Consider the following 16568-nt stretch of genomic DNA (forward strand, 5'->3'; position numbering starts at 1 on the left):
AGAATGCGATTAATGTGAAGAATGCAGCATCTAACACCCCATTACTGAAGACCCTTAGTCAACCTAGATGGGAAGTCCCGTTATATGCCAAAAATTGCCTTACACCACCTGACCTTCGGCTTTGATACGAATGCCAGCTTACTCTTTGATCAAGTTGAGTTAACGTTAGAATCCCAATGGAAACTGGGCTTAGTCGGCCGCAACGGCCGGGGAAAGACCACGTTGTTTAACCTGTTGCGGGGACGCCTGCCCTACCAGGGTAACATTACTGGCAACCAGCACTATGTGTATTTCCCCGCAACCGTCGCTGACCCTCGCCAGTCGGCCACTGCCGTCCTCCAGGCCATTTCGCCGGTCGCTGATTGGCAGCTTGAACGTGAGCTCCGCCAGCTCGACCTGGACCCCGAACGGCTCACACAACCCTTTGCCTCACTCTCGGGTGGGGAACAAACCAAGGCGCTCCTCGCCATTTTATTTGCCGACGACCAGGCCTACCCACTGATCGATGAGCCCACCAATCACCTCGACCTGCCCAGTCGCCAACGGGTCGCCGCCTACCTGCGGAGCAAGCGCCAGGGGTTCATCGTCGTCAGCCATGACCGACACTTTCTCAATCAGGTGACCGACCACACACTAGCCATCGAACGCCAGCAGGTCATTCTCTACCACGGCAACTTCGCCGTTTACGAGGAGCAGAAACAGCGCCGCGACGCCTTCGAAGAGGAACGCGATGCGCGTTTGAAAAAAGAAGCCGACCGCTTACAACACGTCGCGATTGACCGCACCAACTGGGCCAAAATCACCGAAAGCCGCGCCCATGGCAATCCTCACGAGAAAAATAGCGGCTGGGGCGCCGTCGGCAGTAGTACCCTCCCCGCGAAAATGATGAAACGGGCCCGCAACCTTGAACGCCGCCGTGACCGGGAACTTAAGGCCACCGAAGGGCTCCGCCAAAACATTGAGCACGTGGCGCCCCTCACCCTGACGCCCGTCCCGACCCATTACCAGCCACTCCTCCACGTCGCCGACTTCTCGTTGTGGTACGGCGACCGCCAGCTATTTCAGCCCATCTCGTTTGACCTCGAACAGGGTGACCGGCTTGCCATCATCGGCCCCAACGGTAGCGGCAAATCTTCCTTCCTGCACTATCTGCGGGGGACCTTTACCGGGACCCATACCGGCGTTGCCGAGCTGAAACCGCAGCTGTCCTTGAGCCTGACCCGGCAACTTTCAGCGGACAATCACGGCTCACTGACGGCATTTGCCACGGCCCACCACCTGGACCGCAACGCCTTGTTGAACACCCTCAAGAAGCTGGGCTTGCCACGCGATGTTTTCCACACCCCCATCGAGCAAATGAGCATGGGCCAACAGAAAAAGGTTGAGCTCGCCCAATCGCTGATCACGCCGGCCAACCTGTTCATTTGGGATGAGCCGCTCAACTATCTTGATGTCTTCAATCAGGAGCAGCTGACCACTCTGGTAACCACGGCCAGTCCCACGCTATTATTCGTGGAGCACGACCAACAGTTTGTGACGGACGTGGCGACGCAGGTGATTGAATTAAAACCTAAATTTAACTAGCAGAAAACGCCCCGGAGTTGTACTTCTCCCGGACGTTTTTTCGCTTGCTCTTATTTTTACCGCTGCCGACTTCGCTAGCAACCAGCATGACCTAATTCAATAGCCAATCCACGATATGGACAATCGGAATGCCTGCCACTTCACCCACATCCATCCGATTGGCTGTAATCAGTGTCTTGGGATAGTTGTCATCCAAAGCCTGTAGATTGCCAATCTCACGATTATCCTTTGTTGGCAACTGCATCGTCACCTGATAGTAGGCGACCTCGCTACCCCGTTTCGCGACGAAATCAATTTCTTGATTATCATATTTACCGACATCAACCCGGTAGCCCCGACGTAGCAGCTCCAGGTAAACAATATTTTCAATCTGGTGGCCGAAGTTATCGCGATAATTACGATTCAACGTGACATTCCGTAACCCGGTGTCAACCGCATAATACTTGGCCGTCGAACGCAGATAATTCTTGCCCCGAAGATCATAGCGCTTGGCAGGGTAAAAAATGAAGGCATCGCAGAGTAACCCCATATAGCGTAACGTTGAAGTCGGATTGCCCTTCCATCCCTCATTTTGCAAAACACCTGAAATTTTATTACCAGAGATTGGATTACCGATTTCACTGAGTAAGTACGTTGCCACCTGTGTTAGCATGCCATCGTTTCTAATCGCGGCTCGCTCGTTCACATCCCGTAACAGGATTGAACTGTAAATGCCATCGAGGACACTGTGTTTGACCTCAGCATCGTCAACCAAGGCCACTGCTGGGAATCCGCCCTCTGTCACATAATCATTGAAAGCCAATTCAAGTGGCTTGGTATTTTGCGTGAATTGTAAAAACTCCTTAAAAGATAGGGGGTAAATCGGAATCTCAATCATCCGGCCAGTCAGTAAGGTCGCCAGTTCACCTGAGAGTAAGGATGCGTTTGACCCAGAAACATAGATATCTGCATCAAAATCAACCCGAAAACTATTGATGGCATCCTCCCAGCCAACCACTCGCTGAACCTCATCGAAAAACAAATACATCTTTCGGTGAGCAACCACGTGTTCCGTGACATACTGATACAACGCTTCTTTTGTGAGTATGTGCTGATACTTCATGGATTCAAAATTGATAAAGATAATCTGATTGGACGCAATCCCGCTTTCTTGCAGGTAATCGCGAAACATCCGTAGCACAAAGGTCTTACCCGATCGACGAACACCGGTAATAACCTTAACAAATTCCGTATCTTGATATTTTTTCAATCGATCCAGGTAAAGTTGCCGAACGACCATGTGGGTCACCCCTAATCCATTTTCTTCAAGTATACTTGAAGAAAATAACAAATCAACGTATTTCTTCAAGTATACTTGAAGAAAATAGGAATTCACCATAGTTCTTCAAGTATGCTTAAAGAAGTCTCAGGAAATCTGACGTGAACAACTCTATGGGTTGCCACCCTATTCTCCCAACGTCGTGCGCAATACCGCCAACACTTGTTGCTGGGCTGGCGTCAACACGTGAGAGTCTCGGTAAACAATGCTGGCAATAAACTCCGGCTGAGCATCATCCAACAATTCCAGCTGAACCACGTCGTCACGGTGCTGAGCGCCAATCGCTGTGAGGAAGGTCACGCCGACATTTTGGGCAACTAAGTTCATGATGACGTGGGTGTCGTTGGCCCGGAAGACTACCTCCGGCCGAAAATGGTTGCGCCGCGTGAACTGGTTAAAGGCTGAGTTGTGGACAAAACTACTATTGAATAGAACAAACTTTTCGTGTTTTAACTCACTAAAGTAAATGCGCTGCCGTTTGGCCAGAGGGTGAGTCGCCGCCACAAAAATCCGAAACGGTTGGCGGTCAAACGCCTCGGCCACTAATGACTTATAGCTCAGCGGTGCCGTGGATCCCAGCAATGCTAGGTCCGCCTGACCGTCCCGCAACGCCTGCCGCAACCATACCGACCCACCTTCCAGCGTCTGTAGATTGGCCAGCATCCCCTGCGCTTGCAAATGGGCCGCCACCCGGGGAAAGTAGTGATTTTCAATGATTGGGGGCAACCCCAACACGGTCTGATCCTGCGTCAGATGCGTAATCTCCTGGTGGGTCAGGTCGAGTTCGGCCAGAATTGCCCGCGCATGGACCGCCAGTTGCTCACCGCTAGCCGTCACGACCAAATCGTTACGCGTCCGGTCGCGTAGCACCAATTTGGTCTGGAATTCCGCCTCCAACCGCTTGATGGCCATGGTAATGGTCGGCTGGGTCACCCCAAAATCTTGCGCCACTTTGGAAAAGTTTTTGGTTTGGGTCAAGTCAGAAAAATAGGCTAAGTCCTTTGTGTTCATTTTAAATCCCCCTAACGTCGGCGTTTATAAGCCTATTATAAATTATTTTTATATCAACTGCTATGTTTGACTATAACTAGCCTGGCCAACTATAGTAAGACTTGTAAGGTTGAAACAGTGATTGACGTTTAAAATCGGCAACGTTAGTTAATCAATCCACGATAGCAATCATGAATTAGCTATCTAATCATCAAACATCTAATACACACTAACGAGTTAACCCCTGCCAGTCACAGGACTAGGGACAACGAGCCAGAACCGTCTTAGCGACCAGAGGCGAATCAAAGTGACCGGCTGTGTCGGTGGTCTTGGCAGGAGTTTCTGCCTGCCTAGAGCACGGGACGACCTTTGAGACCGCCCTTTGGCTCAAAGTCGAGGTTCCAGACCGCTCCTCAGGCTGGAACCGGCCCCACAGCAGGGCACTTTGAATTCGCCGTCGGGAACGAACACCACAGCGTTCCGGCTCAGTTTTCACCGGTCCGGAGGCGAAACGACGAGATCTTTAATCCATTAAATTGAAATTTGGAGGAAAAATAATTTATGAATTCAGCAGCTAGCATTTTAAATAACCCCTTCTTAAACAAGGGCACCGCCTTTACCACAGCCGAACGCCAAGCCCTCGGCCTCGTCGGCACCCTGCCCAGTCACGTCCAAACGCTGGATGAGCAGGCGACTCAGGCCTATGCCCAGTATCAAAGTAAGGCCAACAACCTTGAAAAGCGACTCTTTTTGATGACCATCTTCAACGAAAACCGGACGCTGTTCTTCAAGCTGATGGCCGACCACGTGGTGGAATTCATGCCCATCGTGTACGACCCCACGGTAGCCGACGCCATTGAAGAATACAGCCACCTGTTCACGGACCCGCAAAATGCGGCCTTCATTTCCGTGGACGACCCCGACAGCATCGAAGCAACGTTGCAGAACGCCGCTGACGGCCGGGACATTCGTTTGGTCGTGGTCACCGATGCCGAAGGAATTCTGGGCATGGGCGACTGGGGCGTCAACGGGGTCGACATCGCCGTGGGCAAACTGATGGTGTACACCGCTGCGGCTGGTATCGACCCCGCCCAGGTCCTGCCCGTCAGCATTGATGCCGGAACCAATAATCAGAAATTGCTGGACGACCCGTTGTACTTGGGGAACCATCATCGTCGCATGGCCGGTGACGACTACCTCGCTATTATTGATAAATTTGTGACCGCCGAACGCAAGCTGTTCCCCGAATCCCTGCTACACTGGGAAGACTTTGGTCGTGGCAACGCGCAGGTCATTCTCGACAAATACCAAGACCAATTTCTCACCTTCAACGACGATATCCAGGGGACTGGAATGGTCGTGCTCGCCGGTATTCTGGGCGCCCTCAACATTTCTCACGAGGCCATCACTGATCAAAAATTCGTGACGTTCGGTGCCGGGACCGCCGGCATGGGGATTGCCAACCAGATTCTCGACGAACTCATGCGGGCCGGCCTGTCCGAGACCGAAGCACGCAGTCATTTCTACGCCGTCGACCGTCAGGGCCTGTTGTTCACCGACACCCCCGATCTGACCGCCGCCCAACGGCCGTTCACGCGTGACCGTTCCGAATTTGCCAACGCTGACGAGCTCACGAGCTTAGCCGCCGTGGTCCAAACGATTCATCCGACCGTTCTGATTGGGACGTCGACGCAACCGGGCACGTTTACCGAGGCCATCGTCAAGGACATGGCTGCCCACACGCCACGGCCAATTATTTTCCCACTGTCTAACCCCACGAAACTCGCCGAGGCGACCGCAGCCGACCTGATCAAATGGACGGACGGCCAGGCCCTAATTGCGACCGGGATTCCCGCCGGCGACGTGGACTACCAGGGCACGACGTACCACATTGGCCAAGGCAATAACGCGCTGATGTACCCTGGCCTGGGCTTCGGCCTGATTGCCGCCACGGCCAAGGTCTTGAACGGCGAGACGCTTTCCGCCGCCTGTCATGCTTTGGGTGGCCTGGTCGACGCCAGCGAGCCCGGTGCCGCGGTCTTACCCCCCGTTGGCCAACTGACGACCTTCTCCCAGAAGTTGGCCGAAATCGTGGCCCAAAGTGTTCTGGACCAGGGCCTGAACAAGGAACCCATTAGCGATGCCAAGCAGGCCATAGCTGAAATGAAGTGGACCCCCGTTTACCCTGAAAATAACTAACCTTAGAAATCCACGTGCCTTCCTTGTATCCCCGCGCCAAAGTCCTATGATTGACACCAAGGGGAGGCGTTCACATGACTCAGGAAGCAGCACTAAAACTACTAGCAGCAAACGGCTTGGCCCATACACCCGCGTCACTGGCTCGCCTATTGGCGGACGGCCGGGTCCATGGCACTAGCGATGCGATTGACGGGGAGTCGCTAAAGGCCTACATCACTAACTACCAAGACTTTCAACACAACCGTAACTCGGCTCTGTTCAGAGGGCCGTTGCTGTAAAAAAAGATTGATCTCAGCGAACTGAGGTCAATCTTTTTTGGTGCATACTACTTTGTTTGGCGAAAAAAACAAATAACGTTATATCAAGCCATTTAAATACTGATATGGAGGGATTTCAGGCGGTTATTCGTCCCAACTCTGGTACACTGAATTTCGTAGAGAAGTTAATGACGACCGGCAAATCTAATTGTAAGGGACTGGGGCTTATGACGTGAGTTGTAAGAGCGTTTCACCATACCAAACGAAAGGAGGTTGCCTTGTCTTGGATAGCGGTCACGTTACTTGACCTAGTCGCTTTTAGCGTTGTTTTGATATCGCTCTGTACTCTGTTGGTGCATCGATTGACGAGCCTCGTTAAGGCTATCGTTAAGTTACAAAAGACGTGGCATGAGTTTAAACATCCGGACAAATAAAAATCGTCCTCTAAACTTTCAGCAGGTTTAGGACGATTTTTGTTTGCTATAAAACTGTTGGTCGTGAATAACGACTCTGCCATTGGCGGGGGTGTTCCATCACCTTCGCCTTTGTTGTGTTCAGTATACCATGAGAAGCAGCTGATTCCCAATATTTAAAATCAAGTATTGCTCATCTCGATAACAAACCACCAAACCTCCACATTTCTAACGATTCCCTCCGTGTCTTCAACAACCCCGGTGATCTTGATGATTTAAGTCGCATATCACATTAATTCACCCTTAACCCAAACAACGCCAGCCCTAGTCACTAGTGACCAAGCTGGCGTTGTTTCATGTGAAACATTCTTACTGATTAACCCTAATACGTGGTCACGACGGCTGACATGATCTGCCAGTTGCCGGCAACCTGTTGAATCACCATCTCCGTGTGCAACGGCCACGCATGTTTACCACTGCCGTGGATGCTGGCGGTGACGCGGTTCTGCCCCACTAATTGCCAGCCCGTAGCGGTCGGTTGCATCGTCACGTGTTCTTCCACAGAGGAAAAGTAACGCATCGTGCCCTGGTCCAGTTCCTGTAACCATTCCGCCCGTGGCTGAACGTAGCCAGTCATGTGGGTTAGTGTAAAGTCCGGCGCCAGCAAACGGTCCAACGCCGTTGTGTCATCGGCGGCCATGGCGATATTGTACGCGCGGTACAAATTTAAAATTTCTTCATTCATCTAAATGACCTTCTTCTGATTGATTGCATTCAGGACAAGATTCCTCACCATTTGAAATCCGCTACCAGATATCCAGCCACTATTTCCGGTTAATACCTAGGCTGCCACGGGAACCCAGCGTTTCATCATGAGCCAACCGCATCACCAAGTCGGCAATGCTCTTGCGCGACACGTCTTGGCCCCCAAATGGTTCACCCTTCTTAGTGACCTCGTAGTCGGTATCATTGCCGCCATCAAACCAACCGGGACGAATGACCGTGTAATTCAAGTCAGAGGCTTCAATCACATCCGCCGCCGCTCGGTAACCGCGTAGCATGGGATTGCTTTACAGGTTACCACTGGCACCCAGGCTAGAGGGAATTTCGTTGTAAATGCCCATGGAGGCAATGAACAACAGCCGTTTGACACCAGCCGCATCCATCGCGGTCACCAAGCTTTGGGCCATCCCCGCCAGGTTACCGCTCAAGGCCGCGAACACCACATCTTGGCCCTGCAAGGCCGTCTTCAACGTCGCCGCATCGGTCACACTGCCAGCCAGATCCCGCTCGCGGTCGGCATTCAGGCTACCCAACCGGTTCGTGCTCCGTGCCATCAGGGTCAGTTGATCGTCCGTATTGTCTAAAAAGTATTGCCGGGTGACACTGCCCACAGAACCCGTTGCGCCAATGATTAAGATGTTTGTCATGCTGATTTCCTCCAACTCGTTTTTGAATAACCTTAGTGTAGTGCCTTGCAGTTACTTCAAGGCAAGCACTATTTTGAAATTAATTTTTTTGCCGTTCTCCCGGAACAATCAAAAAGATAGCCGCAAGCAATGCCAGTCCCAACAAGCCGGCACCCATAAAAATTGCGTGCTGGAACCCAATGACTTGCCCACTAAACAAGCTCTGCGTCGTCACCAGAACCGACAGCCCAACTGAGCCCCCAATCTGATGCATGACGTTGACGACCCCCGAAGCGGCACCGGCGTCAGTCCCCCGGGTATGGGCAACCCCAGCTGCCGTGAAGGGGCTCAGGGAAAATCCTTGGCCCACGCCGATAACCACCATAGGTGCAGCGATTCCCCACCAGTAACCCGTTTCGGGTGCGAAGAAACTCAACCAGAGCATCCCCGCTGCCGTCAACGCAATCCCGGTGACCAGAAGACCCCCATTGCCCCATTTAGCCGTCAACCGGGCGACCTGTAGCGCAATGATAAAGTTAACGATGGTCAGTGGGAAGAAGGCCACGCCGGCCATCAGCGCGCTGAAGCCCAATTGGTTTTGCATCAGCTGTGGCGTGATGAACCAGAAGCCCATCATCGCGCCCAAGTAGAGGAACCGGCCCACGTAGGCGCCAATCCGCTCACGGTCGGTAAACAATCGCAGCGGCATAATGGGTTGACCCGTCCGGTGCTCTTGATAAATGAAAAGGGCTAGGAAGAGCACGGCTAACAGAAAGGCCGGCAGCTTGGCCCAGTCACCAATGATGCTGTAGACCAAGGCGCTCATCCCAATTAAGGAACTAAAGGTCCCCAGCCAATCTAATTTTCCGGACTGACTATTATCCTTGTTTAAATGCTTAACGGCCAAATAGAACATCCAGATACTAATTGGCACGTTCATAAAGAAGCCCACCCGCCAGGTCAACAGGCTAGCGAAAACCCCGCCGATGACCAGGCTGACGCTGGCACCGATACCGGCCATGGCCCCGTAGTACGCAATCGCTTTGGTCCGTTCGGTACCCTCGTAGGTGTCCATTAGAATTGCCAGCGTGGTTGGTTCCAAAATGGCCGAACCCACGCCTTGAAATGCCCGTGAGGCAATGATCATCGGGGCGTTAACGGCTAACCCGACTAACAGTGACCCGAGACCAAACAAAATCAGCCCCAGCTCGAAGACTCGCCGCCGGCCAAATAAATCTCCGGCCCGACCGCCCAGCAACAGGAAGCCACCGAACGTCAGTGAATAGGCACTGCTGACCCAGGACAGGGTTGCCTGATTTAAATTTAAGTCCTGGGCAATCTTGACCGTCCCCGTGAAGATGATCGAGTTGTCTAAGAGAATCATGAAGTAACTCATTAAAATGACCAATAAAATCCAGTCGAATCGTTTTTGTTTTGCCATAATTTTGCTCCTCGCCTTTAAGTGAATGATTAGGAGTTTAGACCTTCACCTGGACTTCAAGGCAAGGTGAAATTTGAAAAAAGTTTTTAGAACCAATATACCCAAGTACCGCACACCACATTAGGCAAGTCATTATTGTTGTAACTAGCCATCAAGTCCTGTACCGTTTGCTATACAAAGGACGTGATTCGGATATGCCAACCGTAACTTATACACGTTTCAGTAAAAATCTGAAAACATATCTAAAAGCCGTTTTACGAGAATCCTGAACCGCTCATCGTCACAACCCCTGGCGGTAAAAATAATGTCGTTGTCCTGTCAGTCCCAGAATACGATTCCTTGATTGAGACGCTAAAGATCACTTCAAACACGTCTCTAATGGCAAAGATCAGACGTAGTGAACAGCAATTTCTCGCAGCCAACTCCAACGAGCCTAACACTAACCACTAAAAAGACGTGGCTTAGATTTACCTGAACCTTCAGGATAAGTCTAAGCCACGCCTTTTTGAAGCTATCATTCCTAATCTTGTGCCTTCAATCGCGTCCGAATCCGACTCAGCGACACCGGTGTCATCCCCAAGTAAGACGCCACCAAGTGTAGCGGCACACGGTCCAAAATTTCCGGGGCATCTGTTGCCAACTTCTGGTAACGCTCAACCGGCGAATACTGGAGCTGGTCGAAGAAAATGTTGCGGTAGGCGATGAACCGTTCGCAAACGAACCGCGTAACGGCGGGTTCAATCGCTGGATATTTTTGTTGAATGCGATTGGCGCCCGCCCGGCTGAGCATCAGGACCTGGGTGTCCTCGAAACTCTCAATCGAAAAACCACTGGGCTGTCCCAGGTAGAAGCTTTCAAAGGAAGAAACCAGCTGATTCTCGAAGAAAAATTGGAGAGTTACGTCCTTACCCGCACTATTATGCCAGAGCCGCAGTGCCCCTTGGGTGATGATAAAAATTTCGGTGGCCACGTCCCCCTCCGCGAGTAGCGTCGTGCCAGCAGGAACCTTTTTAGTGACGAACAAATCCTGTAATTCTGCCCAGTGCGCGCCAATTTCCGGAAATTTTTGAACTAAGTAGGCTGGTGCGACCATGTTGCCGTCCCCTTTCACTGACCCCGTTAACATATGTTAATGCCGATGACGGGCACCCCGTCTATACTCACTGTATTAATTAAAAACGAGGTCTTACTTATGAAAACTGTTATCGTCTTTGATCATCCCTACACCGCAACCGCTGGCAACAACGTACCCCACCACCGCTCATTCTTAGCAGCGCTGCTACAACGCGTCATGACCCAGTTGCGTCAGGAAAATAATGAAATTGATTTAATGGATCTCCATGCGGATGGCTTCAACCCGGTCATGTCCGCCGCCGACCTTAGCAATTGGCGCCGTGGACAGGCCACTGACCCGCAGGCCGCCGACTACCAGCAACGCCTGCTCACGGCCGACCGCATCATCTTCATGTTCCCAGTTTGGTGGGAAGTCATGCCGGCCATGACCAAGGGCTTTCTCGACAAGGTCTACGCCAAGGGGCAGCTGTATCAGGCCGACACCATGAAGACCAAGCTGACCAAGCAACCGCGGATCGACATCATCACGACCATGAGTACGCCTAACCTGCTTTATCGCCTGGTGTTTGGCGCGCCTCTGGCCAAGCTTCTCTTTCGGGGGACCTTCCTGAAGACCCGTCTTTGGCATTTCAAATGGCACAACTTCGCCCAGGTCGAGAAGAAAACGTTGGCTCAGCGGCAACAGATTCTGCAGAGATTCACCATTTAATTTTTAAAAACACGTTCTAACTAATTAAAGTTACAACGTGTTTTTTGTTATTAATCATTAATTTTTACGGTTAAAGGCTGGGCACCACATTTCGGACACCCGTCCCTTTCCCCATATCTATTATACCATGGCCGTCCCGCGAAAAACAGACTGGTCATTGCCGCTAAAGCGCGTAAACTAGAGGCCTCGGAGGTGATTGGATGGCACAATCAGAGGCTCACCATCTACAGGAGATTTACCAACGATTAACGACCGACAGTCAGCGACTCACTCAGCAATTGGCCGAGCTGACCGCCACGGCCCGCGCCATGAAGCAACAGCTCAACGGTGAGGGCCATCTCGACCTGGGGACCTTCAGTGATCAGCTGGAGACCTTTGCCAGTATCGAAGCCGGCAACCGGCAAATTGATGCTCTGAACGCCCGCCACGATACGGCCGTTACCCGCCTGACCCATGCGCAATTGCTCTTGCCCCAAGCCTACTTTGCCAAGCTGCAACTCGACTTTGGCGACGGCGATGCGGAGGCCCTCTATCTCGGCAAGGTCGGCTATACCGATGAAAATACCAACGACCTGATTTACGATTGGCGGGCCCCCGTGGCCGACGCGTACTACGCCAACCGGACCGGCGCGACCAGCTATCAGGCTAACGGGCGCACCATTCCCGTGACCGTGACCCAGCGCCAACAATTTATCATTGACCACGACCAGCTTCAACAGGTCATCGACACCAACGCGGCCATCGGCGACCCGCTGTTACTAGATGTGCTCGCCAGTAATCGCAGCGGTGGGCTCCAGGAAATCACGGCCACCATTCAACAGGAACAGAACGCCATTATCCGTGAAAGTCGTCAGCCCATCGTCCTGGTCGACGGGGTGGCCGGCAGTGGCAAGACCTCCGTGCTCCTGCAGCGCGTGGCCTACCAGCTGTACCGCCACCGCGATAGCTGGACGCCGGAGGACATTCTGATTCTGACGCCTAACGTCGCCTTCAGCCGCTACATTCGCGGCGTGCTGCCGGCATTAGGTGAGGCCGAACCGCTGAGCACCACCTACCTACATTTGGTCCAATCCTGGGGCCGGCGATTTGGGGTGACCATCCCAACGACGGACGGCAACCACCTCGCCGAACTGGCCAAAATCATCCAAGACCCCTTGGTCCAAACACCGGCCGGTCTGGCCCCAGCAGCGTACGCGCAATCCAACGACCGCACGGCGCTCCTGTCCCGCATGCAACGGGCCTGGCGCTGGCTACAGGCTGTTGACCGCGTGCCGGAAGACATCAACCAATGGCTCGACTGGCCAGCGTTTGCGCAGGAACTGGGACTGGCTGAACTGACCCCCTATGACCAACTCTACCTTCTGCTTCGCTTCACGAACTTCCAGCAAACCACCACCGCGGCACTCTTTGTGGATGAGGCCCAGGACTACGCCGCCGACACCTGGCTATTTCTGACGGCCCTCTACCACAACGCCGACCTCACCATCGTGGGCGACCATCGCCAACGGCTGACGGGCCAGGCCATCACGATTGCCGACTACTTTGACCCGGCCCAAACGGCGGTGCGCCACCTCACCACCAGCTACCGCGCAACCGGCGAGATCACACGGTTCTTCGCCCAGTTTGCGGGTGATTGGCGAACCACGATTCAGGCGGTTCAGACCGCGGGCACGGCGCCCCAAGTCTTGGAAAATGCTGATTTAAAAGACGTGCTTGCGGACCTACCAGTGACCACCGGCCAAAGCATTGGCGTCCTGACACCCTCGCCGCAACGGGCAACCGAGCTCGCCGCGCAATTGCCAGCCGCCCAACTGCTTACCGGTGAAGGTACGCGAACCGTTCGCCCGGGCATCAATATCATGCCGCTGACCGTAGCCAAGGGCTTGGAGTTTGACTTCACCGTGGTTACCGACTGGACGGCTGGCTTCTATACGGACGACCCCCTCGGCGACAATCGCCGGTATGTGGCGGCTTCGCGGGGAACTAAGGGTTTGATTTTGATTAAATAACGAGCTTGCAAAAAAGACACACATCTTAATTGATGCGTGTCTTTTTTAATAATTGTATTATTAATAATTAAATTAGTTAGAATTACTCGCTAATCACTAACAACGATTTAATGGCTTCCCGCTTATCCATAGCGTCATAAGCGTCAGCCACATGATCGAGGTCAAAGCGCTTTGTGAAGACCTTCCCCGGGTGAATTTCACCCTTCAAAACAGCATCCAGCAAGACGGCACGGTCGTAAGTGGTGACGGAAGCAATCCCGCCGCGCAGGCCGATGTTCTTCCAGAATAAGTCGTTGGTGTTCATTTCAGCTTTCTGAGGAACCCCGACACGACCCACTACGGCCCCGGCACGGGCCACCTTCACAGCCGTTTCAACGGATTGTGCCGTCCCGACACATTCAAGCACGGCGTCAGCCCCGGCGCCATCGGTCAGGTCCATCACGCGTTTAACCGCGTCATCGCCCCGTTCGGCCACGATATCGGTCGCACCAAATTCCGTGGCTAAGGCTTGACGGTCGGCGTGACGGCTCATGGCGATGATGCGCTTGGCACCCCGCAATTTAGCCGCAATCACACCACACAAACCCACGGCACCGTCGCCCATCACGACAACCGTGTCGCCGTCTTTGACTTCGGCAGTCGCAGCGGCATGGTAGCCGGTCGCCATGACATCGGCCAACGTTAACAGGTCGTTCAGTTGGGCGTCGGAGTAGTCGCTTGGCTGACCCGGAACCTTAACCAGGGCCCAGTCGGCGTTCTTGAACCGTAAGTATTCACCCTGGTAACCCACGATTTCATCGTCGGTCCGGGCATTTTCACAGTCACCATCGAAACCGGCTAAACAGGCCGCACAATGACCACAGCCGTGGGTGAAGGGCGCAATGACAAAGTCACCAGGCTGGACGTTGGTGACGTCGCTCCCAACCGTTTCCACGATACCAATGGCTTCATGGCCGACTGGCGTCTTCTTTTGGCGGTCGTTAATGCCGCGGTACCACCAGAGGTCGGAGCCACAGACACAGGCGCGCACGATTTTTAAAACGGCGTCGGTGGAGTTCTTCACGGTTGGCTTGGGTAATTCTTGGGCTTCCACTTTGCCCGGTTCAACGAAGACTGCTGTTTTCATAGGTCATCCTCCAATATTTTTCTAACTGTCATTAATCTATCTGACAAGGGGTTACTTAAAACTTTCCCACCAGGTCGTCAGCGGCTGGTCCGCCGTGGCCAAGTCACCCGCGGTCAGGCCGAGGCCTGGGACCACGTTTGCTTGTGGGGCTAGTCCGGCGAAGTCCGCTTCGTAATCACCCGGTGTCCCAGCGTCCGTGTAAAACGGCGCCAGCGTGCCAGTATAGGTGGCGAGTTGCCCTAACAGGCTACGGACCGGTGTGGCGACCTTGCCCGACCAAACGGGACCGCCAACCAGAATCGTGTCAAACTGCGTGAGGTCAGGCAGTTGGCTGGTTAACTCCGGCAAGTCACCGCTGGCCAGTTGTTGATTCGCCACGTCCGAAGTCGCGTACATATCCTGGGGAAAGGTCCCCGCTGGAACGGTCAGCTCAACCTGCGTCGCGCCCGTCACTCGTTGAAGTGCCGTTGCTAGCTTAGCGGTATTTCCGGACCATGAATAATCAACGATCAACACTTTTGTGGCCATACTAAAATCCCCTTTTTTCTAATTTGTTACCTCTAGCATACGACCTTACAGTTACTTGAAGGCAAGGAAAAATTAGAAGTTATGGGCAATGTCATCATCCGGTGCATCATCTTGCTTGGCAACCTTATCGGTGTGCTCACGCTCCAGTGCCCGCAATTCTTCCTCGGTAGATTCCATGTGGTCGTAGAAATGATTGAGTTTGTAGTTCAGATGGTCAATGGCCGCTTGGAGGTCGTCACGCTTTTCTTCCATGACCCCCAGCTGTTCCTGTAAGAGGGCCTTTTGTTCCTTGGCGTTATCTTCTTGTGCATCAAATAATTGAATGTAACGACGGAGATTTTCAATGCTCATCCCCGCGGCCCGCATCTGCGTCACGAAGCGAATCCGTCGAATGATTCGGTCGTCAATATCCCGGTTGCCCACCGGCGTCCGGTCGATGGCGGGAATCAGGGATTCCTTTTCGTAGTAACGAATGGCTGCGGAGGAGACCCCCGTTTTTTCACTGGCTTCTTTAATATTCATCTCAATTCAGCTCCTTCAGCTTAGTAGACGGGCCGGTCTTGCCCCTCGGTTGTGGGGTCCGCCATCCCAATACTATCACGACTGTAGCGGGTCGGGTCCGCAATCATCTTCAAAACGACGTCGGCCACGCTGGCCCGCGAACCAGAGACACCTTCATACGGCTGGTCCTTGGTCGTCACGCTGTAGCTGATGCCGCGGTCATTCAACCAGGGCAACCGCAGCGTCGTGTAGTCCAACCCGGAATCGGCTAAAAGCGCATCGGACCGCCGTGCGAGTGCCATGCCAGCCCCAATCATGTCCAGGTTCCAACGGCCAAACGCCCCGCCGACTTCGTTGTAAATCCCTAGAACGTTGGTGAACAGCACCCGCTCAACGTGGGTCGCCTGCATGGCACTAATGACGTTTTTCGTCAGGCGATTTTGCCCATCATGATCGACAACCGCCACGAAGACCAGGTCTTGCCCGGCCATGGCGGATTGCACAGCACCTTCATCGGTGATATCCCCGTCAATCAGGGTCACGCGGGGATTGTCCCGTAACTGACTGAGGCGGCTGGCATCACGTAGAAACAGGGTCAGGTCAACATCTTTAAAGGTCGGTTCAGTTAAAATTCGGTTTTCAACTAACCGGGCGATCTGCCCGTTAGCGGCTAAAATCAAAATGTTTTTAAGCATTATTTTAAGACTCCTTTGTCTGGGCCAAACAGCGTTCAACCCGCTTGGCAACTTGGTGACGCACAACTGAATGACCCTAGGTTACCCCTTGATGTGCACTTTAAGGCAAGGGAAACGGTGAACTTTTTTCAAAATAAATGACCTTTCCCTAATTATTAGGCACAACGGTTGCCAGCATTGGCCAAATTTTAAAGTGTTAAGGACATACTTTGTCGTTGACGCAAAAAGCACCACAACCCCTAACAATCCAGAGTCTGTGGTGCTTTAGCGTGTTTTTTAAGTAACAAATAGAAGGTAACCAACTTATTGCGTAAC

The 16568-nt window shown here is 53.0% G+C and carries 15 protein-coding genes and 1 pseudogene; 6 read left to right on the forward strand and 10 right to left on the reverse strand.

Going from position 1 to position 16568, the window contains the following annotated elements:
* Positions 1 to 84 precede the first annotated feature (84 nt).
* Complete coding sequence (gene abc-f, locus JUF22_RS01920; protein ID WP_203642750.1) at positions 85 to 1584, forward strand: ribosomal protection-like ABC-F family protein; 1500 nt, start codon at positions 85 to 87, stop codon at positions 1582 to 1584.
* 91 nt (positions 1585 to 1675) lie between these two features.
* On the opposite strand, the gene JUF22_RS01925 is transcribed toward abc-f, so the two are convergent.
* Both JUF22_RS01925 and JUF22_RS01930 read right to left on the reverse strand, forming a co-directional pair.
* Positions 1676 to 2932, reverse strand: a complete 1257-nt coding sequence (locus tag JUF22_RS01925; protein WP_236000681.1) for an ATP-binding protein — start codon at positions 2930 to 2932, stop codon at positions 1676 to 1678.
* A 96-nt stretch (positions 2933 to 3028) separates the two neighbouring features.
* Positions 3029 to 3913 carry a LysR family transcriptional regulator gene (locus JUF22_RS01930; protein WP_203642751.1) on the reverse strand — a complete coding sequence of 295 codons (885 nt, stop codon included), beginning with the start codon at positions 3911 to 3913 and terminating at the stop codon, positions 3029 to 3031.
* Between the two features lie 540 nt (positions 3914 to 4453).
* Between JUF22_RS01930 and JUF22_RS01935 the strand changes: the two genes are divergently transcribed.
* Together JUF22_RS01935 and JUF22_RS01940 are read left to right on the forward strand one after the other, a co-directional pair.
* Positions 4454 to 6091, forward strand: a complete 1638-nt coding sequence (locus tag JUF22_RS01935; RefSeq protein ID WP_203642752.1) for a malolactic enzyme — start codon at positions 4454 to 4456, stop codon at positions 6089 to 6091.
* 74 nt (positions 6092 to 6165) lie between these two features.
* Positions 6166 to 6369: a hypothetical protein gene (locus JUF22_RS01940; protein ID WP_203642753.1), complete on the forward strand. Its 204-nt coding sequence runs from the start codon at positions 6166 to 6168 to the stop codon at positions 6367 to 6369.
* Between the two features lie 774 nt (positions 6370 to 7143).
* Here JUF22_RS01940 and JUF22_RS01945 read toward each other — a convergent pair.
* The 3 genes and pseudogenes from JUF22_RS01945 to JUF22_RS01955 all read right to left on the reverse strand — a co-directional run bounded on the left by JUF22_RS01945 (position 7144) and on the right by JUF22_RS01955 (position 9611).
* On the reverse strand, positions 7144 to 7506 hold the full coding sequence (locus JUF22_RS01945) for a nuclear transport factor 2 family protein (protein WP_203642754.1): 363 nt from the start codon (positions 7504 to 7506) through the stop codon (positions 7144 to 7146).
* Positions 7507 to 7585: 79 nt separating this feature from the next.
* A pseudogene (locus tag JUF22_RS01950) lies at positions 7586 to 8242 on the reverse strand (NAD(P)H-binding protein).
* 28 nt (positions 8243 to 8270) lie between these two features.
* On the reverse strand, positions 8271 to 9611 hold the full coding sequence (locus JUF22_RS01955; RefSeq protein ID WP_203642755.1) for an MFS transporter: 1341 nt from the start codon (positions 9609 to 9611) through the stop codon (positions 8271 to 8273).
* Between the two features lie 315 nt (positions 9612 to 9926).
* On the opposite strand from JUF22_RS01955, the gene JUF22_RS13885 reads away from it, so the two are divergent.
* Positions 9927 to 10061, forward strand: a complete 135-nt coding sequence (locus JUF22_RS13885) for a hypothetical protein (RefSeq protein WP_373306100.1) — start codon at positions 9927 to 9929, stop codon at positions 10059 to 10061.
* A gap of 70 nt (positions 10062 to 10131) precedes the next feature.
* On the opposite strand, the gene JUF22_RS01965 is transcribed toward JUF22_RS13885, so the two are convergent.
* Positions 10132 to 10704 (reverse strand): Crp/Fnr family transcriptional regulator, encoded by a 573-nt coding sequence (locus JUF22_RS01965; RefSeq protein WP_203642757.1) that lies wholly within the window; start codon positions 10702 to 10704, stop codon positions 10132 to 10134.
* 99 nt (positions 10705 to 10803) lie between these two features.
* Here JUF22_RS01965 and JUF22_RS01970 point away from each other — a divergent pair, with 99 nt between their 5' ends.
* Positions 10804 to 11394, forward strand: coding sequence for an NAD(P)H-dependent oxidoreductase (locus tag JUF22_RS01970; RefSeq protein ID WP_203642765.1), 591 nt, complete (start codon positions 10804 to 10806; stop codon positions 11392 to 11394).
* 200 nt (positions 11395 to 11594) lie between these two features.
* On the forward strand, positions 11595 to 13403 hold the full coding sequence (locus JUF22_RS01975) for a UvrD-helicase domain-containing protein (protein ID WP_203642766.1): 1809 nt from the start codon (positions 11595 to 11597) through the stop codon (positions 13401 to 13403).
* Between the two features lie 82 nt (positions 13404 to 13485).
* Here the strand turns inward: JUF22_RS01975 and JUF22_RS01980 are convergent, their stop codons facing one another.
* The 4 genes from JUF22_RS01980 to JUF22_RS01995 form a co-directional block, all read right to left on the reverse strand.
* Complete coding sequence (locus JUF22_RS01980) at positions 13486 to 14529, reverse strand: zinc-dependent alcohol dehydrogenase family protein (RefSeq protein ID WP_203642767.1); 1044 nt, start codon at positions 14527 to 14529, stop codon at positions 13486 to 13488.
* Between the two features lie 51 nt (positions 14530 to 14580).
* Positions 14581 to 15057, reverse strand: a complete 477-nt coding sequence (locus JUF22_RS01985; protein WP_203642768.1) for a flavodoxin family protein — start codon at positions 15055 to 15057, stop codon at positions 14581 to 14583.
* A 72-nt stretch (positions 15058 to 15129) separates the two neighbouring features.
* Positions 15130 to 15579, reverse strand: a complete 450-nt coding sequence (locus JUF22_RS01990; protein ID WP_203642770.1) for a MerR family transcriptional regulator — start codon at positions 15577 to 15579, stop codon at positions 15130 to 15132.
* Between the two features lie 20 nt (positions 15580 to 15599).
* Complete coding sequence (locus JUF22_RS01995) at positions 15600 to 16253, reverse strand: NAD(P)H-binding protein (RefSeq protein WP_203642771.1); 654 nt, start codon at positions 16251 to 16253, stop codon at positions 15600 to 15602.
* Positions 16254 to 16568 lie beyond the last annotated feature (315 nt).

It is taken from the genome of Levilactobacillus lanxiensis (assembly GCF_016861655.1).
GTDB classification, from domain to species: Bacteria; Bacillota; Bacilli; order Lactobacillales; family Lactobacillaceae; genus Levilactobacillus; species Levilactobacillus lanxiensis.